At 64.8% G+C, this 21,123-nt stretch carries 21 protein-coding genes; 15 read left to right on the top strand and 6 right to left on the bottom strand.

Annotation, left to right across the window (positions count from 1 at the left end):
- Positions 1-48 precede the first annotated feature (48 nt).
- From FBY33_RS09785 to FBY33_RS09755, 7 genes are all read left to right on the top strand, one after another.
- Positions 49-1,488, top strand: a complete 1,440-nt coding sequence (locus FBY33_RS09785; protein WP_142030398.1) for an NAD-dependent succinate-semialdehyde dehydrogenase — start codon at positions 49-51, stop codon at positions 1,486-1,488.
- Entirely contained in the window at positions 1,489-2,232 is a 744-nt protein-coding gene (locus FBY33_RS09780) for a sulfite exporter TauE/SafE family protein (protein ID WP_142030397.1), read from the top strand. It abuts the gene before it with no gap.
- 39 nt (positions 2,233-2,271) lie between these two features.
- Positions 2,272-3,531 carry an AGE family epimerase/isomerase gene (locus FBY33_RS09775; protein WP_142030396.1) on the top strand — a complete coding sequence of 420 codons (1,260 nt, stop codon included), beginning with the start codon at positions 2,272-2,274 and terminating at the stop codon, positions 3,529-3,531.
- Between the two features lie 171 nt (positions 3,532-3,702).
- Positions 3,703-4,944, top strand: a complete 1,242-nt coding sequence (locus FBY33_RS09770; RefSeq protein ID WP_142030395.1) for an MFS transporter — start codon at positions 3,703-3,705, stop codon at positions 4,942-4,944.
- A gap of 238 nt (positions 4,945-5,182) precedes the next feature.
- The gene (locus tag FBY33_RS09765; protein WP_142030394.1) at positions 5,183-5,803 is read left to right on the top strand and encodes a hypothetical protein; all 621 of its coding nucleotides are present in this window, start codon (positions 5,183-5,185) and stop codon (positions 5,801-5,803) included.
- A 96-nt stretch (positions 5,804-5,899) separates the two neighbouring features.
- On the top strand, positions 5,900-6,454 hold the full coding sequence (locus FBY33_RS09760; RefSeq protein ID WP_142030393.1) for an RNA polymerase sigma factor: 555 nt from the start codon (positions 5,900-5,902) through the stop codon (positions 6,452-6,454).
- Entirely contained in the window at positions 6,444-7,244 is an 801-nt protein-coding gene (locus FBY33_RS09755; RefSeq protein WP_142030392.1) for a hypothetical protein, read from the top strand. Before FBY33_RS09760 ends, FBY33_RS09755 begins: the two co-directional genes overlap by 11 nt.
- A 140-nt stretch (positions 7,245-7,384) precedes the next feature.
- Here FBY33_RS09755 and FBY33_RS09750 read toward each other — a convergent pair whose 3' ends face one another.
- Positions 7,385-7,720: a cupin domain-containing protein gene (locus FBY33_RS09750; RefSeq protein ID WP_142030391.1), complete on the bottom strand. Its 336-nt coding sequence runs from the start codon at positions 7,718-7,720 to the stop codon at positions 7,385-7,387.
- A gap of 165 nt (positions 7,721-7,885) precedes the next feature.
- Between FBY33_RS09750 and FBY33_RS09745 the strand changes: the two genes are divergently transcribed.
- Positions 7,886-9,121 (top strand): mechanosensitive ion channel family protein, encoded by a 1,236-nt coding sequence (locus FBY33_RS09745; protein ID WP_235010505.1) that lies wholly within the window; start codon positions 7,886-7,888, stop codon positions 9,119-9,121.
- A 54-nt stretch (positions 9,122-9,175) separates the two neighbouring features.
- Positions 9,176-9,928 carry an ArsR/SmtB family transcription factor gene (locus FBY33_RS09740; protein ID WP_142030390.1) on the top strand — a complete coding sequence of 251 codons (753 nt, stop codon included), beginning with the start codon at positions 9,176-9,178 and terminating at the stop codon, positions 9,926-9,928.
- Between the two features lie 62 nt (positions 9,929-9,990).
- Here FBY33_RS09740 and FBY33_RS09735 read toward each other — a convergent pair whose 3' ends face one another.
- The 5 genes from FBY33_RS09735 to FBY33_RS09715 all read right to left on the bottom strand — a co-directional run bounded on the left by FBY33_RS09735 (position 9,991) and on the right by FBY33_RS09715 (position 15,540).
- Entirely contained in the window at positions 9,991-11,337 is a 1,347-nt protein-coding gene (locus tag FBY33_RS09735) for an alpha-L-fucosidase (RefSeq protein ID WP_142030389.1), read from the bottom strand.
- 88 nt (positions 11,338-11,425) lie between these two features.
- Complete coding sequence (locus FBY33_RS09730) at positions 11,426-12,325, bottom strand: carbohydrate ABC transporter permease (RefSeq protein ID WP_200831352.1); 900 nt, start codon at positions 12,323-12,325, stop codon at positions 11,426-11,428.
- On the bottom strand, positions 12,315-13,202 hold the full coding sequence (locus tag FBY33_RS09725; protein WP_235010504.1) for a carbohydrate ABC transporter permease: 888 nt from the start codon (positions 13,200-13,202) through the stop codon (positions 12,315-12,317). Before FBY33_RS09725 ends, FBY33_RS09730 begins: the two co-directional genes overlap by 11 nt.
- Positions 13,203-13,292: 90 nt before the next feature.
- On the bottom strand, positions 13,293-14,546 hold the full coding sequence (locus FBY33_RS09720; RefSeq protein WP_235010503.1) for an ABC transporter substrate-binding protein: 1,254 nt from the start codon (positions 14,544-14,546) through the stop codon (positions 13,293-13,295).
- 244 nt (positions 14,547-14,790) lie between these two features.
- On the bottom strand, positions 14,791-15,540 hold the full coding sequence (locus FBY33_RS09715; RefSeq protein WP_142030388.1) for a FadR/GntR family transcriptional regulator: 750 nt from the start codon (positions 15,538-15,540) through the stop codon (positions 14,791-14,793).
- A gap of 184 nt (positions 15,541-15,724) precedes the next feature.
- On the opposite strand from FBY33_RS09715, the gene FBY33_RS09710 reads away from it, so the two are divergent.
- From FBY33_RS09710 to FBY33_RS09685, 6 genes are read left to right on the top strand one after another with little or no spacing between them, the layout of a single operon-like run.
- The gene (locus tag FBY33_RS09710; RefSeq protein WP_142030387.1) at positions 15,725-17,122 is read left to right on the top strand and encodes an L-fuconate dehydratase; all 1,398 of its coding nucleotides are present in this window, start codon (positions 15,725-15,727) and stop codon (positions 17,120-17,122) included.
- A complete protein-coding gene (locus FBY33_RS09705) occupies positions 17,119-17,547 on the top strand; it encodes an RbsD/FucU family protein (RefSeq protein ID WP_142030386.1) in 429 nt (142 codons plus the stop codon). Before FBY33_RS09710 ends, FBY33_RS09705 begins: the two co-directional genes overlap by 4 nt.
- Positions 17,547-18,440, top strand: a complete 894-nt coding sequence (locus tag FBY33_RS09700; RefSeq protein ID WP_235010502.1) for an amidohydrolase family protein — start codon at positions 17,547-17,549, stop codon at positions 18,438-18,440. The genes FBY33_RS09705 and FBY33_RS09700 overlap by 1 nt, the downstream gene beginning before the upstream one ends.
- Before the next feature lie 2 nt (positions 18,441-18,442).
- The gene (locus tag FBY33_RS09695; protein ID WP_142030385.1) at positions 18,443-19,414 is read left to right on the top strand and encodes an aldo/keto reductase; all 972 of its coding nucleotides are present in this window, start codon (positions 18,443-18,445) and stop codon (positions 19,412-19,414) included.
- 42 nt (positions 19,415-19,456) lie between these two features.
- Entirely contained in the window at positions 19,457-20,302 is an 846-nt protein-coding gene (locus FBY33_RS09690) for a fumarylacetoacetate hydrolase family protein (RefSeq protein ID WP_142030384.1), read from the top strand.
- 27 nt (positions 20,303-20,329) lie between these two features.
- Positions 20,330-21,088 carry an SDR family NAD(P)-dependent oxidoreductase gene (locus FBY33_RS09685; RefSeq protein WP_142030383.1) on the top strand — a complete coding sequence of 253 codons (759 nt, stop codon included), beginning with the start codon at positions 20,330-20,332 and terminating at the stop codon, positions 21,086-21,088.
- The last annotated feature ends 35 nt before the right edge of the window (positions 21,089-21,123 follow it).

The following is a 21,123-nucleotide window of genomic DNA, read 5'->3' as shown; positions in this document are numbered from 1 at the left end:
CAGCACCTGCGGCGCCAGTCCCCTCCCAGCCAACGAAAGGCACTATTCATGAACCTCAAGTCAGCCCGGCACCTTGTCAACGGCACCTGGCACACCGCCGGAAACGCCAAGGATGTGACAGACCCCGGCAACGGCAGCACCGTGGGCGAGGTGGCCTGGGGCACCGCCGAGGATGCCACGAAGGCCGCCGATGCAGCGGCGGAGGCCTTCGGTTCCTGGTCCCGCAGCACCGCGCGCCACCGGGCGGACCTGCTCCGGAACGCCGCCGACCTCTTGGCGGAACGCCGCGACGAACTCGCGCACACCCTGGCGCTCGAAGCGGGCAAGCGGCTCCCCGAGGCGCAGGGCGAAGTGGACTTCTCCGTGGAGTACTTCCGCTGGTTCGCCGAGGAGGCGCGGCGCGCCACCGGCACCGTCAGCCCGCCCGAGCTGCCCGGCCGCCGCCACCTCAGCACCCGCAAGCCCATCGGCGTGGCCCTCAGCCTGACGCCCTGGAACTTTCCGGTCTCCATCCAGGCCCGGAAGCTCGCCGCGATACTTGCTGCCGGCTGCACGGTAGTGGGCAGGGTGTCCGAGAAGGCTCCGCTGGCCGCCACCGGACTGTTCGAGGTCCTGCACGATGCCGGGTTCCCTGCGGGCGTGGTCAATCTGGTCCACGGCCCCTCCCGGGAGATCACCGCTGCACTCATGTCCCATCCCGCCGTCAGGGCCGTCAGCTTCACCGGTTCCACAGGAGTGGGACGGCAGATCATGGCATCCGCCTCGGATCGTGTGGTCCGGCCGCTGCTGGAGCTGGGCGGAAACGCCCCTTTCATCGTCTTCGAAGACGCAGACCTGGATGCCGCCGTCGAAGGCGCTGTCCTGGGCCGGCTCCGCAACACCGGCCAGTCCTGCGTGGCTGCCAACAGGTTCCTGGTCCAGGAGGGCATCGCGGAGGAGTTTGCGCAGAAGTTGGGCGCGCGCTTTGATGCCATGAGCATCGGCCATGGAGTCCCCGACGACGGCGCCGCGGTACCGGACCTCGGTCCCGTCATCGACGACGAAAGGGTGTCCGCGGTACAGGCGTTGGTGGACGACGCTCTCAGCCGGGGCGCCCGCCGGGTCACCCAGCGGACTTCAGTGCCTGCGCAGGGGTCCTTCCTGGCGCCCATGCTCCTTACGGACGTCCCGGACGACGCACGCCTGGTGACCGAGGAAGTGTTCGGCCCGGCGGCCGGCATCGTCACCTTCGCTTCGGAGGAAGAGGCAATCCGGAAGGCGAACGCCACCGAGATGGGCCTTGCTGCGTATGTGTGGAGCGGCAGCCCGCAGCGCGGCTGGGACATCCCCGAGCGGCTCGAGGCCGGCATCGTGGGCGTGAACGATCCCCTGCCCTCCGTTGCCTTCGCGCCCATGGGCGGCGCCAAGCAGTCCGGCCTCGGCCGGGAGGGTGCGAGCCTGGGCCTGGAGGAGTTCGAGGAGGTCCAATACGTGGCCTGGAGGCCGTAAGTGCTGACCACCGGGCTGGTGCTGGGCGCCGTCGTCATGGGTGCCGGGATGCAGCGTGTCACCGGCATGGGCTTCGCGCTGGTGGCCGCTCCCTTCCTGGTCCTGCTCCTGGGGCCGGTGGAGGGAGTGGTGCTGGTGAATGTCTGCGGAGCCGTGACGGCGGGGGCCATCATCTTCCGGGTGGTCCGGGACATCGACTGGAAGCGGTACTTGCTGCTCGCAGCCTCGGCCCTCGCGGGCATCATCCCGGCCGCCATCCTGATCCGCTTCATCCCCCCGGCCGTCCTGGAAATCTCGATCGGGGTGATCCTCGCCGTCGGCCTGACCGTCCTGCTGGTCCTGAAATCCGCCACCCTTCCGGAGCGCCGGCGCTACCTCTTCACTGCCGGCGGCCTCAGCGGCTTCATGAATACCGCGGCCGGTGTTGGCGGACCTGCCGTCAGCATGTACTCCATCGCCACCCGTTGGCAGCATAAGTCCTTTGCCGCCACCATGCAGCCGTACTTCTTCACCATCGGCACGTTCTCGCTGATTTCAAAGGCGATCACGGCCCCCGCCTCGTTCCCCGTGCTGCCGTTGGCCATGTGGCTCGCCGTCGCCGTCGCTTGCCTGGCAGGGCTGGTGCTCGGAGACCTCGCCGCCAAACACATCCCGGCCCGCGCCGCACAGATCCTCCTGATCGTCCTGGCCTACCTGGGAGCGGCCGCCACCATCATCCGCGGTGTATCCGATGCCGTCGGCTGACCTGAATTCCCCACCTACTTACCAGAAAGAGGACACGACATGACGTGGCTCGACAGCCCCGCCCACGCACGATGGCTCGAGGCGGAAACCGACCGGCTGATCCGTTTCGCCGAGGCTTCCAAGGTCCCCACCGGATTCGGCTGGCTGGACAACTACGGCAAGGTGTTCGCCGACAAACCCACACACCTCTGGATCACCGCGCGGATGACCCACAGCTTCGCTGTTGCCGCCCTGATGGGACGTCCCGGTGCGGCGACGCTGGTGGACCATGGCATCGCGGCCCTCAACGGGGTCCTCCACGACGATGAGTTCGGCGGCTGGTACGCCGAGGTGGACGGGAACGGTCCCGTGAACGATACGAAGTCCGGCTACCAGCACTCCTTCGTGCTCCTCGCCGCTGCCAGTGCGGTCGCAGCCGGGCGGCCTGGAGCCCGCGAACTTCTCGACGAGGCGCTGCGGGTAGCCGACACGAAATTCTGGGACCACAAGGCGAACATGTGCTTCGACTCGTGGAACCGGGAGTTCACCGACACCGAGGCTTATCGTGGCGGGAACGCGAGCATGCATTCGGTGGAGGCGTACCTCATCGTCGCCGACGTAACCGGGGAGAATCGCTGGCTCGATCGGGCCCTGCACATCGCCGAAGTACTCATCCACAATTTCGCGCGCAACAACAACTACCGGGTGTTCGAGCACTTCGACCCGGAGTGGAACCCGATGCCTGAGTACAACACCGATGACCGGGCCAGCCAGTTCCGTGCCTACGGCGGGACCCCAGGGCACTGGGTGGAGTGGGCGCGCCTGCTCCTCCACGTCCGGGCCGGACTCGAAGCCCGCGGCCTGGACGTCCCCGCCTGGCTCCTCGACGACGCGCGGGGTCTGTTCGACGCCGCCATCCGCGACGCCTGGCAGCCGGACGGCCATCCCGGTTTTGTGTACACGGTGGACTGGGAAGGAAAGCCCGTTGTCACCACCCGGATCCGGTGGGTGCCTGCAGAGGCGATCGGCGGTGCGGCAGCCCTGTATATCGCCACCGGCGACAAGAAGTATGCGGACTGGTACGAGCGGATCTGGGACCACGCGCGCGATTGGTTCATCGACTACGAGCATGGTTCCTGGAAGCAGGAACTCGACGAGAACGGCAATGTCAGCTCGACCGTATGGTCAGGCAAGGCCGACATCTACCACCTCTGGCACTGCCTGGTGGTCCCGCGCCTTCCGCTGGCGCCCGGCCTGGCACCAGCAGTCGCAGCCGGACTGCTGGACGCGCGCCTTAACCAAACCCTGCAGGCCAGGTAACCAGTCGGGTGCGTGGCCTGTCAGCAGGCCACGCATGGCATAAGCAGGAGCAGTAGAAGCACAACGTGTCATGTCTGTGACAGACCCTTCGATCCGGTAAATTTAAGGGAGGAATTGTCAGGTGAGCAGCGCCGCATTCCACCCCTCCCCCTTGAATGGATCCACACCCCCATGTCCTCCGCGACTTCCGCGCCCGTGCCTGCCCGTTTTCCGTATGCCGCGATGGCGGTCCTTGCCACCATCGCTTTTACTGCCATCACCACCGAACTCCTGCCGTCCGGCCTGCTGCCCCAGATCAGCACCGGGTTGGGGGTCTCCGAGCCGGTGGCCGGCTACCTTGCCGCCGCCTACGCCGCCGTCATCGTTGTCACGGTGGTTCCTGCTGCCCGCCTATTGGGAAAGATTCCCCGGCACGCCCTGCTGGTGGGGCTGGTCCTGACCTTCGCGCTTAGCAATGCGATGGTGGGACTGGCACCGGATTTCACCGCGGCGATGATCGCGCGCCTGGTGGGCGGCCTGGCACATGGGCTGCTATGGACCACCATGGCGCCGTTCGTATCCCGAGTGGTCCCGGCGGACAAGGTGGGCAAGGCCCTGGCGATCGTGTTCAGCGGCAACAGCCTGGGCCTGGCCATCGGCGCCCCCGTTGGTACGGCTTTGGGCGGATTCCTCGGCTGGCGCGCAGCGTTCCTGGTGCTCGCCGGGTTCGGGGTGGTCCTGACCGTGCTTGCGTTCTGGCTGCTCCCCCGCGTCCGGCGTATTTCGGATGCAGCCCGGCCGTCCCTGCGCAAGGCCATCGGCCAGCCCGGCGTGAAACCAGTGGCCATCGCCTGGCCGCTGCTGGTCCTGGCCCACTTCGCGCTGTTTACCTATATCGCGCCGTTCATCCGCGAGGCCGCATTGCCGGACTACGCCATCAGCCTCTCCCTCACGGTGTTGGGCGGGTCAGGATTGCTGGGCATTTGGATCGCGGGACTCACCGTGGATTCCCGGCCGCGCCGTTCGTTGCTGATCACGACGGCGGCCATCGCCGCATCGATGTTCATCCTGCCCTTCGCGGTGGGGAACCTGGCCCTGGCCCTGGTCCTGATGACCATTTGGGGAGCCGGCCTGGGTGCGATCGGGATTTACAACCAGTCGGCGATCCTCCGGGCCGGCGGTGAGTACAGCGAGGCTGCCAACGGGCTGACCGTCCTGACCATCCAGCTGGGCATCACCATTGGCGCGCTGTACGGTTCTACGGCGCTGGTGGTGGGCGGCCCGTTGCTGGTCCCGGCCGCGGCCGCGGTACCCGTGGTTGCCGCGTTTGTGATTACGCTCGCCGGGAAGCGGTACGCCTACCCGCCGGGCCCCCGCGAACGCATCTGGCTGGAGCCGCGGCCGGTCAAGGAAAGCGTCAAGGACCGCGCCTAACCTCCTGCATCGATTGCTCCGTAGATGCCGTTTTCACGCCCCAAACCGGCATCTACGGAGCAGTCGATGAGCCTTGGGATGACAAGTTAGTCAAAAGTTTGTCGTACACCCGTAACCTTTGTGACCTGAATTTCGATCCACTAAGTGCGGGGCAACCCGCGCAGTTGATCGCAATCCATAAAATTCGTCAACGGAGGGTCTCATGTCTTTCTTCACTTTCTCGGGTAACAAACTCGCCATGACTGTGCTTGCAGCAGGAGCTTTGGCGGCTGGCGGCACGGGCGTAGCCGCCATGGCCGAGTCGCTGCCGGACACACCGTCCGTCCTCGCGGAAACGGAATCCCCGTCGCCAAGCCCCACGGCAACGGAAACCGAATCCCCCGAGCCAACTCCTACGGAAACCGAAACCGAGGCTCCGGAACCCGTGCCAACAGAAACGGAGACGAAGGTTCCGGAACCCACACCAACAGAAACGGAAACGGAGTCACCAGAGCCGGTCCCCACGGAAACGGCTGGCCCCGAGCCTTCGCCCACGTCAACGGCGGTGGGACCTGACGCCAGCGGCCCTGCAGCCTTCGGTCTTTGCAATGCCTTCACCAACGGCGGCTTGGGCACCACGTCCACGGCCTACGCCGCCCTGGTCCAGGCTGCCGGCGGGGAGGATGGCGTCGGCGCTTACTGCGCCACTGTTGCGGCTCCCGGAGACGAGGACGCCGAGGGCGGCGACTCCCCTGTCACGGCAGAGCAGGACCAGCAACAGCAGCCGGTGAAGGAGCAGCGTCGGGGTGCAACCTCCTCCGACGGCGCCGGGCACCAGGCCGGTAACGGCGCCAAGCACTCCAACAGCGGCCAGCGGTAGCTGTCGTATGGCTCCGCTGCGCCGGGGCGGGCTCACCGTCCCGGCGCAGCAGCCAATCTGGAGAGTGTTGCAGGGAAGTCTGCCGCAGGGGGGCGGATGCAAAGGATTGAGCACGAGGCAGGGCCGTCCGGAGAGACGGACGACAGCATCTTTTGTGCTGCCTACCGCGAATTCTCGCCCGGGGTGCTCAGCTACCTGCGCTCACGTGGCGTTGAGGACCCCGAGGGCCTGACCCAGGAGGTCTTCCTGGCCCTCGTTCCGCAGCTTGGGGACGTGCGCGGCGGGATGAAGGGCGTCAAGTCCCTGGTCTTCTCCATCGCCCATGCACGCTACGTTGACGAGCACCGGCGAAGGCTGAAGACGCCACAAACCACGGACTACGACCCCGATCAGGACCCCCGCTGCAGCAGTTCGGCCGAGGACGATCTGCTGGCGGTGGAAAGCTCGGGCAACGTCAAAGCCCTGCTGAGTGATTTGCAGCAGGATCAACAGGATGTGATCACGCTGAGGATCGTGGCGGACCTTTCGGTTGAGACGACGGCGGAGATCATGGGCAAGACCCCGGGCGCCATCAAACAACTGCAGCGCCGGGCCCTCTGCCGCCTCCGCAAGCTCTGTACCCCATTACGGGAGGACGCTAATGACGACTGAAGACAAGGCCCGGCAGAAGCGCAGGCTCAGCGACGAACAATCCGTCGAGGCCCTGCTGGCAGAGGCAGGCTTCCCGGACGATCCTGAACTTCGGAATGCGTTGCTGCAGTTGCGGGCGCTCCGGGTTTCCGAAGCCCCCGCTCCGTCAGCAGAGCTTGCGGCGCTTTTGGGAGGGTCCGAAACGGCGGATGTGATCCGTTTGGAACCGGGCAAGCCCCGGAAGAAGAAGCACGTCGTCTTCACTACGCTCGCAGTGGCCGCTTCCTTCAGTGTTGCCGGCGGCGCCGCGGCAGGAAACGAGAACGTCCGCCGTGAAGCTGGGGAAAGCATCAGCGCCGTCATGGACTGGTTCTCGCCTCCGGCACCTACGACTCCTGCCCCCACGCTTTCCACCGGCGCACCAACGCCCGGGCCCGCTGTCGTTTCCGCTCCTGCATCGGACGTACCCACTGCTGCGCCGCCCCGCGAGCCGTCGCCTGTTCTTCCTTCGGAACCCCCTAAGTCCACCGACCGGATTGCTGCCGAACCACCGGAGACACACGAGCCGGCCGCTGATGCACCTGAAGTTCCCTCGGATGGCATGACTGGCATGCCGGCAGATGTTGGCCACGGGACTGACCCTGGCGCCAAGGCCGCCGGACAACGCGGCGGTATCGCCCCTCCGGAGGCGGGCGGGCCTGCCATCCCCGGCAACGATGCCACCGAACCCAAGGCCAGCGGCAAAGGGGTGGCAGACCGGCCGGATTCGCCCGCGACGCCTCCCATGCCCCAGGCCGGCCCGGCCCGTTGATCGGCCATCCCGGACACTTGCGGGACTAAGGACCGAAAGCCGGCAGCCGCCGTCGAACTTTATGCGCAAAACACCGTCGAGTGCTCCATAACTGTCGTTTTCAGGGTCCAAAACGACCAATGCGGAGCAATCGATGGGACTCAGCCGCGGTACTTTGCCACCGTGAACAGGAAAGTGGAGTCCTCCTCCGCGTGAAGGCTGTGAAGGCCGGGCGGGACGATCAGCAGATCGCCGGACTTGCCCTGCCAGGACTCCCCGCCGGCGCGAAGGCTGACGCAGCCTTGGATCACGAAAACGGTCGCGTCGCCCGGATTCTGGTGTTCGCTCAGTTGGGTTCCGGCTGTCATAGCCATCACCGTCTGCCGGAGGATCTTCTCGTGGCCGCCGTAGACAGTGTCCGCAGCCCTGCCGTTGGTGGAGCCGATGGCGGCCTCGAGCTGCTGCCGGGCCAAGGCATCGATCGATATCTTCTGCATGGGCCCAAGGCTACCCACCGGCGGCAGCCTTGGCGACCAGTCTTGGACGGCGCAAAAATGAGCGCGGCATCCGGGTTCGGCTACTGCTGCGCCAACACCATGAGCTGACACGCCACAGCCCCGTCGATTTCGAAGGCCGGCAACAGGCTTGGTAAACGTTAAAGGATGCTAGACGTCCTGAACCCAGCCCTGCCCTTCATCGCCACAGCCCTTGCCATCGTGGCCGGACTAGCGCTGTCCTGGCTGCTCCGCAAGGTGGTCCTGCGGCTCAACCGAAATCGGCCCGAGCTGCAGGCCACCTCCCGGGTGGCGCGCCGGCCCCTGCGCCTGGCACTGTGCCTGGCGGGTGTCCGTACCGCGCTGGGGCTGACGGCCGGCAGCGAAAGCTGGCACCCCGGCGTCGACCATTTCCTGTTGATTGCGCTCATAGCTGCGCTTGCCTGGCTGGCCATCGCGGTGCTGCTCATCGTGGAAGCCGTGGTGCTGAACCGGCACAGCGTGGACGTGGCGGACAACCGGCGGGCACGGCGGCTTCGCACGCAGATGATCCTGGCACGGCGGATCGCCGTGGCGCTGGTGGTGGTGCTCGCCGCCGGCACCGCGATGCTGACCTTCCCGGCCATCCAGGCACTGGGCGCCGGACTGCTGGCGTCAGCGGGCGTGATCTCTATCGTTGCCGGCCTCGCCGCGCAGACGTCCCTGGTAAACGTCTTCGCCGGCATGCAGCTGGCGTTCACCGATGCCATTCGTGTGGATGACGTGGTGGTGGTACAGAAGGAGTGGGGCCGGATCGAGGAGATCACCCTCACCTACGTGGTGGTGCATCTCTGGGATGACCGCCGCCTGATCCTGCCGTCCACCTACTTCACCACCACGCCCTTCGAAAACTGGACCCGCCGCCAGTCCGAGGTGATGGGCACCGTGGAGTTCGACCTCGACTGGCGTGCCCCGGTGGAGGACATGCGGACCGAACTGCGCCGTGTCCTGGCCGGTACCGAACTATGGGACGAACGGGTTGGCGTCCTGCAGATCACCGACGCCACGGGAGGTTTTGTCCGGGTCCGGATCCTGGTCAGCGCGGCGGACAGTGCCGCGCTCTTTGACCTGCGCTGCCTGGTCCGCGAAACCATGGTCACGTTCCTGCAGCAGCACCATCCGGAGGCTCTGCCCCACCAGCGCTGGGAGCAGGCAACGGACGACGCCGGCACCGCCAAGGGGCGCAGGGCACCATTGCGCGGGCTGGGTTCGCCCCCTGCCGGCGGCGCGCATCCGCCCGCAGATCCACACGAATCCCAGTTGTTCACCGGCTCCATCGAGGCAGTGGAGCGGTCGCGGGCGTTCACCGGGCCGGGCGACGAGGTCTTCGAGGAGCGGGACAGGAACCTCGCGTCACGCAACTGATCCTGCGGTGGCAAACCCTTGATATGTGACCTTTTGGTCACCTATTATTGAGACATGGACGACGTGTTCAAGGCACTCTCCGACCCCACCCGCCGGGACCTGCTCGATGAGCTGTTCCGGGAGGACGGCCAAACCCTGAGCGCCCTTGAAGCACGGTTCGACATGACCCGCTTTGGGATCGCCAAGCACCTCCGCATCCTGGAGGACGCAGGCCTGGTGGTGACCCGCCGTCGGGGACGGGAAAAGCTGCACTTCCTGAATCCGGTCCCCATCCGCCTGGTCCACGATCGCTGGGTCAGCAAATACGCAGAACCATGGGCCGCTGCCCTCAGCGACCTCAAATCCAGATTGGAAAGTCCCATGGAAAAGATCTTCGAGATTTACATCAAGACCACGCCCGAACGGCTCTGGAAAGCCATCACGGACAGCGACATCCGCAGCAAGTACCAGTTCGGGAACACCATCGAGGCCGACTGGTCCCCCGGCGGCCGGTTCGTGATGGGCAACCCGAAGGCGGGCGCACCCCTGGGCGAGGGCGAAAACCTTGAAGTGGACCCGCCGCGACGGCTCGTCCAGACAATGCGGGCACTGTGGGGCGAGGACGTCAAGGCCGAAGGCACGTCCAGGGTCACCTGGGAGATCGAACCAGTGGGCGATTCCTGCCACCTGACCGTCACCCACAGCGACCTGCGCGAGGGCGCCAACGAACAGCTCTACGGCGGCTGGCCGATGATCCTCTCCGGCCTGAAGACCTGGCTGGAAACCGGCGAAAAGCTCACCACACCCGGCTCGCTGATGTACACGTAAAGGTCCTCCACCAAAGGTTCGACGGCGGCGCGTGCTGCCCGCCGCCGTCGAACCTTTGCTGATTACCGGCGTGGAATGCGCACGATGACCGGTCCCGGGCGGTCCGGCTCCAGGGCCACCTTCAGTTCCTGGCCGTTAAAGTTCAAGGTGCCCCCGGGACCCTCGACAGACGCTTCGGCTGCTGATAGCCCTTCCCCGCTGAGCCGCAGCACGGCGTCATGCTTCTCGCTGGGCGAATCAACAAAGGCAACCACCTCAGAATCACGGTCCACCCAGCGAACCCAGGCGTCCCCCTGGTCATTCACTGGAGCGTTCTCCAGCGGGCGTGCGCCCACGAGGTACTGCTTAGCGGTTGCCATCCACTGGCCGAGGTCGGTCAGGGCCTGGCGCTGGATCTCGGGGATGGTTCCGTCCGCACGTGGCCCAACATTCAGCAGGAAGTGGCCGCCACAGGAAACGACGTCGGTCAGGTGCCGGGCCAGCTCCGGGCCGGTGAGCGACTGCTCCGGACCTTCCACCTGGTTGTAGCCGAAGGAGAATCCGATGCCCCTGCAGTTCTCCCACTCGGATTCGGCCTCGTTCTCCCTGGCCGCTTCATACTCGCTGGTGGCGTAGTCCTTATGGGTGGCGCCCCACCGGTCGTTCACCACGCCGTCCGGAACCGCTGCGTAGAACTGTTCGAAGAGGGCTCCAAGTCCGTGCTGGCCGAAATGCTTGCCGGCGTCGGGCCATTCAATGTCGTTCCACAGGACATGCGGCCGGTATTTATCCACCAGGTCGGCCACGTGGTTGTAGGCGTATTCGGCGTAGCCGGCGTCCTTGGGGCGGGAAGTATCGTGGACGCTTTCGCTGGTGATGTGCGGCGGGAAGGGACGCACATGCCAGTCCAGGCCGCCGGAATAGTACAGGCCCAGCTTCATGCCTTTATCCTTGACGGCCTGGGCGATCTCTCCGATGAGGTCCCTGCGGGGTCCGCGGTGGACGGTGTTGCGCTCCCCTGTTCCCGGAGCATCCCAGAGCGCGATGCCGTCATGGTGCTTGGTAGTGGGCACCACGTAATCGGCCCCGGCGAATTTGAACAGCTCCATCCACTCCGCCGGATCGAACTGTTCTGCCTTCCACTGGTCCAGGAAGGCATCGTAGTCCTCGCCGCCGAACACATCCCGGTGGTGCTGCTGGGCAGGGCTGCCGTCAATGCGGATGGTGTTGTAGTACCACTCTGCGTAGGGGTTGTGGGTGAACCATTCGCGGTCCTCGATGGTGCCGAGGGCGCCGATGGGTTCGGCCCAGGCGGGAACGGAATAGGCGCCCCAGTGGATGAAGATACCGAACGGCGCGTTCTGGAACCATTCCGGAACGGGCCGGGACAACTTCTTCCATTCCTCCGGGTTGGCCAAAGGCTCGGTCATGAGATCACTCCAATTCATTGGATACGGAATTTCTTTTCGAAAAAAGGGAAGGTGCGCCGGTTCAGGTTGCCCGGTAACGCAAAGAGGCTCAGCGCCCTCCGAAGCCGCCCATGCTCACGCCTTTCACGAGCTGGCGCTGCAGGAGGATGACGACGAGCAGGCTGGGAATCACGGCCAAAGTGGCCGCGGCCATCAGCGGTCCCCAGTCCGTTCCCCGCTCGCCGGAAAACATGGAAAGCCCCAGCGGAATGGTCGCCTGGGACACGTCATTGATGACGATTAGCGGCCACAGGAAACTGCTCCAGTAGTCGATGAAGCTGAAGACGGCCACGACCGCCAGCGGTGCGCGGACCAGCGGAAGGATCACGCTCCACAGGATCCTGATTGAACCGGCACCGTCGATACGGGCTGCCTCTTCGTACTCAACCGGCAGGGACAGCAGGAACTGGCGGATCAGGAAGGCACCGAAGGCGCCGAAGGCAAACGGGACGATGAGTGACGGCAGGGAGTTCACCATGTCCAGCTTGTTCATCATGATGTAGAGGGGAATTACCAGGACTTCCTGTGGCAGCACCAGTGTTCCCAGGAAGACGAGGAACAACTTGTCCCGGTGCCTGAACTGCAGCCGGGCAAAAGCGTATGCGGACAGCAACGACACGACAGTTGTCAGCACCGCTCCGGAGACGGCCACCAGAAAGCTGTTGATGATGACGCGCCCAAACGGAATGGCGGTCCAGGCTGTCAGGTAGTTCGACCACTCCACGCGGGACGCGAGCAAGCTGGCACCGGTGGAGAATATTTCGGAGGTTGGCTTCAGCGAAGTGGCGAACATCCATAGGAACGGGAAGGAGAAGGCAAGGCCGGCGACGATGACGCCGATACGGCTGATGTAGCGGCCCACCCTCCGCTTCGTCCGGGACGCTGTGGCGTGCCGGCGGTGGGCGAGGCGCTTGTCGGCTTCCGGCTTGGCGAGCGTTTCAGTTGTCATAGTTGACCAGCCTCTTTTGCTGCGAGAACTGCAGTGCTGTGATGAGCATGACGATCACGAACAACGCCCAGGCCAGTGCGGAAGCGTAGCCGAGCTTGTCAAAGGAAAAACCGTTGCGGTAAAGGTAAAGAACGATCGTGTTGGTGGAATCGCCCGGACCGCCGAGCGTCAGCAGGTACGGCTGGGTGAACACCTTGAACGAGCCGATGATGGTCATGACCGTGCAGAAGAAGAGCGACGGCGACAGCATTGGCAGCACTACCCGGAAAAACCGTTGCCACGCTCCTGCCCCGTCGAGGCGGGCTGCCTCGAGCAGATTCGGCGAGATGCCGTTGAGCCCGGCCCCAAGAACGATGATGTTGTATCCAATCCCCTGCCAGACTGACATGGCGATCAGCGAGCCCATGGCGAGGTGGCTGTCGCTGAGCCAGGAGGGGCCTTGGATACCAAGGTTGGCCAGGAAGCTGTTGATGACGCCGTCATCCGTCAGCATCAGACGCCATACCAACGCGTTGGCCACCATGGGCGTCACAACCGGAATGAAGAACAGCACCCGGAAGAACGGGCCCCAACTGCCCAGGTTATGAAGCCAAGTGGCAACAGCCAGGGCCGCGACGAGGTTGAACACGGTGTAGCAGACGGCGAAAAAGAGGGTGTTGCCCAGGACCGTCCAAAACACCGGATCACCGGTGAGCAGCCGCACGTAGTTGTCCAGCCCCACGAATTTTGGCGTTCCGAACAAGGGCCAGTCGAACAGGCTGATCACCAGCGAAGCCACCAGCGGAAGCACAATAAATATCAGGAAGCCGAGCATCCCGGGGGCGAGGTAAACCGCTGCGAGCCGGCCGTGGCCGCCCCGTGCGGGGGTCCTTTTCACGTCTTTTACAGCAAGTGTGGGTAAAGCAGTCATCGTTGACCTGTTCCATGAAGGGGACGGGCTCCGGCGCGGGAGCCCGTCCCCGGGAGATTACTTGGCTGAATTCATGATGGTGGAGAGGAGTTCCTGCGCAGTCTTGCTGCCGCGGAAGCCTTCTCCGGAGTACTGGGTGAAGTTGGTCTCCACCTGGTTCCAGCTCGGCGTGGTGACCAGCGGCCGCCCGCTCTTGAGCAAGGCCTGGACAACCGCGACGTCGGCTGCAGGTTTGGTTCCAGCCCAGTCTTTTACTGCGGACTCAACAGAAGGAACGGTCCCGCGGGCGGCACCGACAGCCCCGATCACCTCAGGTGTGGTGATCTTCATGATGTTCTTGAAGGCTGCGTCCTTGTCCTTGCAGGACGCTGCGATGGCAAATGCGGACCCTTGGATCATGCCAATGCTCTCTCCCGAGGTGGACGGGACGACGGCGATACCCACCTTGCCCTGGGTCTTGGTGGTCAGGGTGTCGTACATCCAGGGGCCATCAATGATCATTGCTGCCTTGCCACTCATGAACTGCTGCTCGGGCACATCGGTTCCGTCCGAAGCCTGGGGTGCATTCGCGACTTTCTCCTTCGCCACCAGGTCGAACGCAAACTGCTGGTCATTGACGAGGCCTTGGTTGGTGAGATCAAGCTTTCCGTCCTTGACCGGTTCGTTGCCGTTGGCGAAGGCCAGGGGAAGGCCGGGACCCGAGCCGAAACCTGGCGGCACTGCGAGGCCCATCACGCCGTCCTTTGTCAGCGCCTTCAGGTCGCCCGCAAACTGGCTGGTGGTGTATTTGGTGGTGGGCTCCTTCACGCCTGCCGCGGCCAGGAGGTCCTTGTTGTAGTAGAGGACCACCGGTTCGGCGTCGTAGGGGATCCCCCGGAGTGTGCCGTCAACTGTCAGGCCGTCGATCATTGCCTTGTTGTACATGGACACGTCAATGCTGTTGCTCTTGACCATGTCGTCCAGCGGCACCGTCAGGTCTTTAAGCTCCTGTGCACGTGCCGCCTGAGTGGTGATGATGCAAGGTGCTCCGGAGCTGGAGAGCCGGGTCTTCACCTTGGTCCAGTAGTCGTTGAAGCTCGGGCCTTCAAGGGTCAGGTTGAATGCGGGGTCCTTCTTCTTCGCCGCGTCCACAAAGGCCTGCCACTGGGCCCGGTCGTTTTCATTGGTAATCCAGGTGTACATCGAGGAGGCTTCCTTGCCCCCGCCGGATGACGAACCTGTGCTTGAACCACAGGCGCTCAGTGTGCCTGCTGCGAGGGCTGCCACCGCGGCCGCTGTCAACAGCCTGCCGGTAACGCGGTTGATCGACACGATGAATGTCCTTTCATTAGCTGGGGACAAAGGCTGCCCTGCGGCGTCCTGGTCGCTTGCCTGATGGGCTTCCGCAACCTTTGTTCCAACAGAATGACCCCGCCGTACTCCGGAAGTCAAGGATTCATCTGATCTTTTATCCGCAATTGAACGGTCAACGCGGAAAGACGGGTGTTTTGGAAGTATTTTCGATCACAAGATCAGACGAATATCGCCTAGCTCAAAGTGTTTCGATCGGCCACGACTACGCCGCACCGCCATCCTGCTCCTCAAGGGCCGGTTCGAGGATGGCGGTCACGTAGTCCTCCACTGCATACAGATGGTTGGCCATCCGCGTCCTAGCGCGATCCGCATCATGCTGGCGCAACGCCTCCAGGATGCCCAGATGTTCCCGATGAGTGGCCAGCAGACCCTCGTTGTCATGGATGGAGCGCCACATGCGTCCCCTGATGGTATTGGTGGACACCGTTTCGATCAGTGCGGACAGCACATGGTTGGCGGATGCCTGCGCGATCAGCCGGTGAAACTCGACGTCGCACTGCATCGCGGCCTCATGCTGGATGGGTTCTGCGTGAATAGCGGAGTGCGCCCGCTCAAGGATGCGTTCGGCTTCGTCCAGCTGATACTTGCCGATCCGGACGGCAGCCGCGGCAACGGCCTCGGTCTCCAGCGCCCTGCGCACCGTATGCACTTGGTTCGCGCGCTCGCCATCTTGCAGGCCCACCCAGAACTCCATGGCGGAAAGGAGTGCCGAAGGCTCGAGGCGCGTGACAAACGTGCCCGCACCTTGCCGTGTTTCCAGGATTCCCATGACCGACAGGGCCCGCACGCCTTCGCGCAGCGATCCCCTGGAGACCTGCAGTTCCGCGGCAAGGTCCTTCTCGATGGGCAGGCGGTCCCCTGGCCGCAGGCGGCGGGAGGACAGCATCCGCTTCACACCCGAGATTACGACGTCGGTCTGGGACATCGAACCATTGGCCGGTCCGTTGGTCATGACAGCCGCCTTTCTTGTTGCTCCGTAGTCTGAGCTTCCACTCACCAATCCACTTTCATCCGATGTATTGCTTGGAAAAAGGGCTTTGCTCCTATATTCTCATCAAATACTTCCAAATACATCAGATGATGCTCGCATCGCTGCTGGAGCGTCATCCTCGCAGCCTCAATCTGGAGGATTCACCTTGCCACATATCACCGGATTTGACGTGTTCGACGTCCGCTTTCCAACGTCGCTCTCGGCCGACGGGTCGGACGCCATGAACCACGATGCCGACTATTCCGCCGCCTACATTGTCTTGAAGACCGACGACCCCCAAGTGTACGGATGCGGGTTTACCTTCACCATCGGCCGCGGCAATGAAGTCTGCGCCGCCGCCATGGAGCTCCGGGCCCGCCCTCTTGTGGGACTGGACGCCGACGGAATCTGCGGCGACCTCGGAGAGACATATCGAAACCTAAAGCGCGATTCCCAGCTCCGCTGGCTCGGACCCGAAAAGGGCGTGGAGCACCTCGCGCTTGGTGCCGTGATGAACGCCGTATGGGACATGGCGGCGCGGCGGGCAGGCAAACCGCTGTGGCGGTTCCTGGTCGACATGACCCCGGAACAGATAACTGATGCTGCCGACCTCACTTATCTCTCGGACGCCCTCACCCGGGACGAAGCATTGAACCTCTTGGCCAGCCTCGCCCCGACCAGGGGCGAACGGCTCCGCCAGCTAACCCACGACGGATACCCGTGCTACACCACATCCGCCGGTTGGCTCGGGTACTCCGACGAGAAGCTCCGCCGGCTCTGCCAGGAGGCTGTGGATCAGGGGTACCGCCACATCAAGCTCAAGGTCGGCGCCTCCCTGGAGGACGACATCCGACGCCTCGGCATCGCCCGCGAGGTCATAGGACACGAAGGGAACTTGATGATCGATGCGAACCAGGTCTGGGATGTTCCCCAGGCGATTGACTGGGTAAAGCAACTGGCTGAATTTAATCCCCTGTGGATCGAGGAGCCCACCAGCCCGGATGACATCCTGGGCCACGCCGAAATCCGCAGGGCGGTCCAACCGATCGGGGTGGCCACCGGAGAACACGGAATGAACAGGGTGCTCTTCAAGCAGCTCTTCCAGGCCGGGGCGATCGACTATTGCCAACTGGACGCCTGCCGGCTCGCCAGTGTTAACGAAGTACTGGCCGTCCAACTGATGGCGGCCAAGTTCGGCATCCCGGTCTGCCCACATGCCGGCGGAGTGGGGCTGTGCGAACTCGTCCAGCATCTGTCCATTTTCGACTTCATTGCCATCTCCGGAGACCTGACCGGAAGGGTGACGGAATTCGTGGATCATCTGCACGAGCACTTTGTGGACCCGTGCATCATCAGGGACGGCGCCTACGTTATGCCGACGAACCCGGGGTATTCGTCGGAGCTGAAGGAGCAGACACTGCAGGACTACTCCTTCCCCCGGGGCAGATACTGGGCCGGCACCGACGCCGGCCGGACGGAACAGGCCTGGGGGTCCGCGCACTCTGACCGCGGTGTTGCCTTCGCGAGGGCACAGACCGGGAAAAGGGTAGGGGAACAGGCATGATCAACTACACCCTCACGCACCCGGGCCTGCTGGCGGCCCTCGCCGAATCCGGGCACGGCTCGCAGATCCTCCTGGCTGACGCCAACTACCCGCACAATACCGGCGCCCCTGAAGCTGCCCGGCGGATTGCCCTTAACCTGAGGCCCGGCCTGCTGACCATCGACCAGATCCTGGAAGTACTGATCGATGCCGTCCCGCTCGAAGCCGCCGCGGTCATGACACCCCCGGACGGAAACTGGACAGAAGCAGTCAAAGGCTACGAAAGGGCACTGGGCGCACACGTTCCCATCACTTCCCACCAGCGCTTCGACTTTTACGACGCCGCGCGCTCGCCCAGCGTCGCCGTCGTCATCGCCAGCGGCGACACCCGGCACTACGCCAACCTGCTGCTGACCATCGGGGTGCGGCCCGAGGGCACGGCGTGATGGCGGAGCCTTCCATGCAGGTGGTTGACTCGCACGTCCACGTCTGGGATCCGGCAGTGCTGGACTATGCCTGGCTGGGCGGTGCTCCTGCGCTGAACAAGCCTTTCCTGCCAAGGGACCTCCCCCACACGCCGCTCAACACGCGGGCGGCCGTCTTTGTGCAGGCCGACTGCCGTGATGACCAGGCGCTGAAGGAAGTCGACTGGGTGGCAGGCCTTCTGACGGACTGGCCCCAGCTGGCCGGGATTGTGGCGTTCGCCCCCATCAGCCGGGGCGACGCCGTCGCGCAGGACCTGGGGCAACTGCTGGAACGGCCCCTGGTCCGCGGGGTGCGGCAGCTGTTCCATGACCGGGACGATTCCTTCATGCTGCACCCGGCCACCTTGGCGGGAGCACGTCAGGTGGCCGGCGCCGGACTGGTTTTCGACGCGTGCGTCCGCGCCCGGCAGCTGGGAGCCCTGGCGGAATTTGCCCGCAGCGTGCCCGGGTTGGAGATCGTGCTGGACCACATGGGCAAGCCACCCGTCGCCAGCGGGGAGCTCGGGGCCTGGCGCAACGGCATGCAGGAGCTGGCCGGGTGTGACAATGTCGTCGTCAAAATCTCCGGTGCCGGCGCGGAAGCGGCTCCGAATCGTGCCGTGGCGCCCCAGGCACTGCCGTTCATCCAGGAGACGCTGAATCTCTTCGGTGCGGAGCGCTGCATGATCGGCAGCGACTGCCCCGTCTCCCTCACGGAACCGGCCGGGTACCAGGACTGGATCACCACGGTGGAGCAGGCGATGACCGGCGCATCAGCAAGCGAGCGCGAGGCCGTGGCACATGGAACCGCAGTTCGCGTTTACCGGCTGGAGGCTGTCCGAGGTCCGGAAAAAACGGAAGAAGAGAAAGACTAACCATGCAAACAGAAACCCGCACCATTCCCGGCACTGCCGTGCGTCTGCCCGTCCTCGGGTTCGGGGGCGCCCCCATCGGCAACCTGTACCGGCCAGTGCCGGAACAGGAGGCGATCGACGCCGTCGAAGCAGCCTGGGAGGGTGGCGTCCGGTACTTCGACACAGCACCGCACTACGGGCTGGGACTTTCCGAACACCGCCTGGGAAAAGCCCTCGCCGGCCAGGACCGCAGCAGCTATGTGCTCAGCACCAAGGTGGGGCGCCTGCTGCGGCCCAATCCCTCCCCGAACGGAAAGGACAGCGAGGGGTTCGACGTTCCCGACGACCTGGCCCGGGTCCGCGATTACTCCCGGGACGGAGTGCTGCGCTCCATCGAGGAAAGCCTGCAGCGGCTGGGTACCGACCGGATCGACGTCGTCTACATCCACGACCCTGACGACTACTGGACCGAGGCCGTCAACGGCGCCGCACCCACCCTGTCCGCCCTCAGGGATGAGGGCGTCATCGGTGCCTGGGGCGCAGGCATGAACCAATCCGAAATGCTCACCCGTTTCGTCACCGAGACAGACATCGATGTGATCATGCTGGCGGGCCGGTACACGCTCCTTGAGCAGGGCGCGGCCCGGGACCTGCTGCCGGCGTGCCTGGAGCGCGAGGTGGGGGTGGTGAACGTGGGGGTCTTCAACTCCGGCCTGCTGTCCAAGGACCGTCCGGCCCGCGACGCCACCTACAACTATGCACCAGCCCCGCAGGAGCTTCTGGACCGCGCCAACCTGCTCGCGGACATCTGCGAATCACACGGAACCACACTCCCCGCGGCCGCCCTCCAGTACCCGTACCAACACCCCGCCGTAACAAGCGTGGTCCTGGGCATGCGGACGCCGGAACAGGTGAAGCAAAACCTCGATCTGGCATCGAGGGCCGTCCCGGACCAACTGTGGGCTGACCTGCGCCACCGCGGCCTGATCATCTAACTCCCGACAACCAACAACACCCCAATTGACGAAAGAAGAACCATGCAATTTGCACGCATCGGCGACCCGGGCAAGGAAGTGCCCGCCCTGCTGCATGAGAAGAAGTACTACTCCCTTGAACAGGTGGCGGCGGACATCGACGCCGGTTTCTGGGAGTCCGACGGGCCGGGGCGGGCAGCGGCGGCCCTTGCGGCGGGGGAACTGGCAGAGATTGACGTTGAGGGTGTCCGGATCGGCGCCCCGATCGCCAGGCCGTCATCGATCATCTGCGTGGGCATGAACTATGCGGCGCACGCGGCCGAGTCAGGGTCCGCTCCCCCATCAGTACCCATCATCTTCCACAAGGCCCCCAACACCGTGGCCGGCCCGTTCGATGCAGTGGCGATCCCCCGCGGTTCCAGCAAGACGGACTGGGAGGTGGAGCTGGGAGTGGTCATTGGACGGCGGGCTTCCTACCTGGAATCCCCCGAGCAGGCCCGCGACCACATCGCCGGCTATGTCACGGTCAACGACCTCTCCGAGCGAACCTTCCAGCTGGAGGTATCAGGCGGCCAGTGGTCCAAGGGAAAGAGCTGCGCCGGGTTCTGCCCCACCGGCCCGTACCTGGTAACCCCGGACGAAGTGGATGCCGGCGACCTGCAGCTGCGGAGCTGGGTCAACGGCGACATCCGCCAGGACTCCTCCACCCGTGACCTGATCTTTGGGGTGAACCAGGTGATCTACGACCTCAGCCAGTTCCTGGTCCTTGAGCCGGGAGACCTGATCTGCACCGGCACTCCGGAGGGCGTGGCCCTGTCCGGGCGCTTCCCCTATCTGAAGGCCGGGGACGTCGTCGAAATTGAAGTAGCCGGACTCGGCCGCCAGCGCCAGGAATTCTTCCAGGGCTAGCCAGCCCAACCACGAAAGGACCAGACAATGGAGTTTGCGGGACTCAAGGCAATCGTCACCGGAGGAGCCTCCGGAATAGGGGCCGCAACGGCCCAGCTGCTGCAGGAGCGCGGCGCCGCCGTCGCCGTTCTGGACCTCCGCCCCGAACAGGCGCCGGAAGGGCTCACGGCACTCCACTGCGACGTCTCCGATGATGGCTCTGTCCGCCGGGCGGTACAGGCGGCTGCAGAGCGCCTGGGCGGGATCGACATCCTGGCCAACAACGCCGGCGTGGGCGCGCAGGGCACCATTGAATCCAACGACGACGACGAGTGGCACCGTGTGTTCGATATCAATGTGCTGGGAATGGTCCGCGTCTCACGGGCCGCCCTGCCGTACCTGCGGCAATCGGAGCATGCTGCCATCGTCAACACCTGCTCCATTGCGGCCACGGCAGGGCTCCCGCAACGGGCCCTGTACAGTGCCACCAAGGGCGCCGTGCTGTCACTCACCCTGGCCATGGCTGCCGACCACCTGCAGGAAGGGATCAGGGTCAATTGCGTAAACCCGGGCACCGCTGACACTCCGTGGATCGGCCGGCTGCTGTCCGCGGCGGCAGACCCCCAGGCTGAGCGTGCCGCGCTCGAGGCCCGCCAGCCGCACGGCCGGCTGGTATGCCCGGAGGAGGTCGCTGCAGCCATCACCTACCTGGCCAGCCCGCTCGCCGGGTCAACCACGGGCGTGGACCTGGCTGTCGACGGCGGCATGCAGGCGCTCCGGCTCCGGCCCCGCTCCGTAGCCTCCTGACGCCGGGCCCAGAACGCGCCAGCGGTTCCGCGGCT

This window comes from Arthrobacter sp. SLBN-112, assembly GCF_006715225.1.
In the GTDB taxonomy this organism is placed as follows: Bacteria; Actinomycetota; Actinomycetes; order Actinomycetales; family Micrococcaceae; genus Arthrobacter.
The sequence above is the reverse complement of the archived record's forward strand: the minus strand, read 5'-3'. Positions and strand labels throughout refer to the sequence as shown.

Coding starts and splice junctions, on each gene's coding strand:
- FBY33_RS09770 (WP_142030395.1), top strand. CDS start 3,703: ATGTCCTCCGCGACTTCCGCGCCCGTGCCTGCCCGTTTTCCGTATGCC.
- FBY33_RS09690 (WP_142030384.1), top strand. CDS start 19,457: ATGCAATTTGCACGCATCGGCGACCCGGGCAAGGAAGTGCCCGCCCTG.
- FBY33_RS09755 (WP_142030392.1), top strand. CDS start 6,444: ATGACGACTGAAGACAAGGCCCGGCAGAAGCGCAGGCTCAGCGACGAA.
- FBY33_RS09750 (WP_142030391.1), bottom strand. CDS start 7,720: ATGCAGAAGATATCGATCGATGCCTTGGCCCGGCAGCAGCTCGAGGCC.
- FBY33_RS09765 (WP_142030394.1), top strand. CDS start 5,183: ATGACTGTGCTTGCAGCAGGAGCTTTGGCGGCTGGCGGCACGGGCGTA.
- FBY33_RS09735 (WP_142030389.1), bottom strand. CDS start 11,337: ATGACCGAGCCTTTGGCCAACCCGGAGGAATGGAAGAAGTTGTCCCGG.
- FBY33_RS09775 (WP_142030396.1), top strand. CDS start 2,272: ATGACGTGGCTCGACAGCCCCGCCCACGCACGATGGCTCGAGGCGGAA.
- FBY33_RS09685 (WP_142030383.1), top strand. CDS start 20,330: ATGGAGTTTGCGGGACTCAAGGCAATCGTCACCGGAGGAGCCTCCGGA.
- FBY33_RS09730 (WP_200831352.1), bottom strand. CDS start 12,325: ATGACAACTGAAACGCTCGCCAAGCCGGAAGCCGACAAGCGCCTCGCC.
- FBY33_RS09705 (WP_142030386.1), top strand. CDS start 17,119: ATGATCAACTACACCCTCACGCACCCGGGCCTGCTGGCGGCCCTCGCC.
- FBY33_RS09695 (WP_142030385.1), top strand. CDS start 18,443: ATGCAAACAGAAACCCGCACCATTCCCGGCACTGCCGTGCGTCTGCCC.
- FBY33_RS09700 (WP_235010502.1), top strand. CDS start 17,547: ATGGCGGAGCCTTCCATGCAGGTGGTTGACTCGCACGTCCACGTCTGG.
- FBY33_RS09745 (WP_235010505.1), top strand. CDS start 7,886: ATGCTAGACGTCCTGAACCCAGCCCTGCCCTTCATCGCCACAGCCCTT.
- FBY33_RS09740 (WP_142030390.1), top strand. CDS start 9,176: ATGGACGACGTGTTCAAGGCACTCTCCGACCCCACCCGCCGGGACCTG.
- FBY33_RS09760 (WP_142030393.1), top strand. CDS start 5,900: ATGCAAAGGATTGAGCACGAGGCAGGGCCGTCCGGAGAGACGGACGAC.
- FBY33_RS09715 (WP_142030388.1), bottom strand. CDS start 15,540: ATGACCAACGGACCGGCCAATGGTTCGATGTCCCAGACCGACGTCGTA.
- FBY33_RS09785 (WP_142030398.1), top strand. CDS start 49: ATGAACCTCAAGTCAGCCCGGCACCTTGTCAACGGCACCTGGCACACC.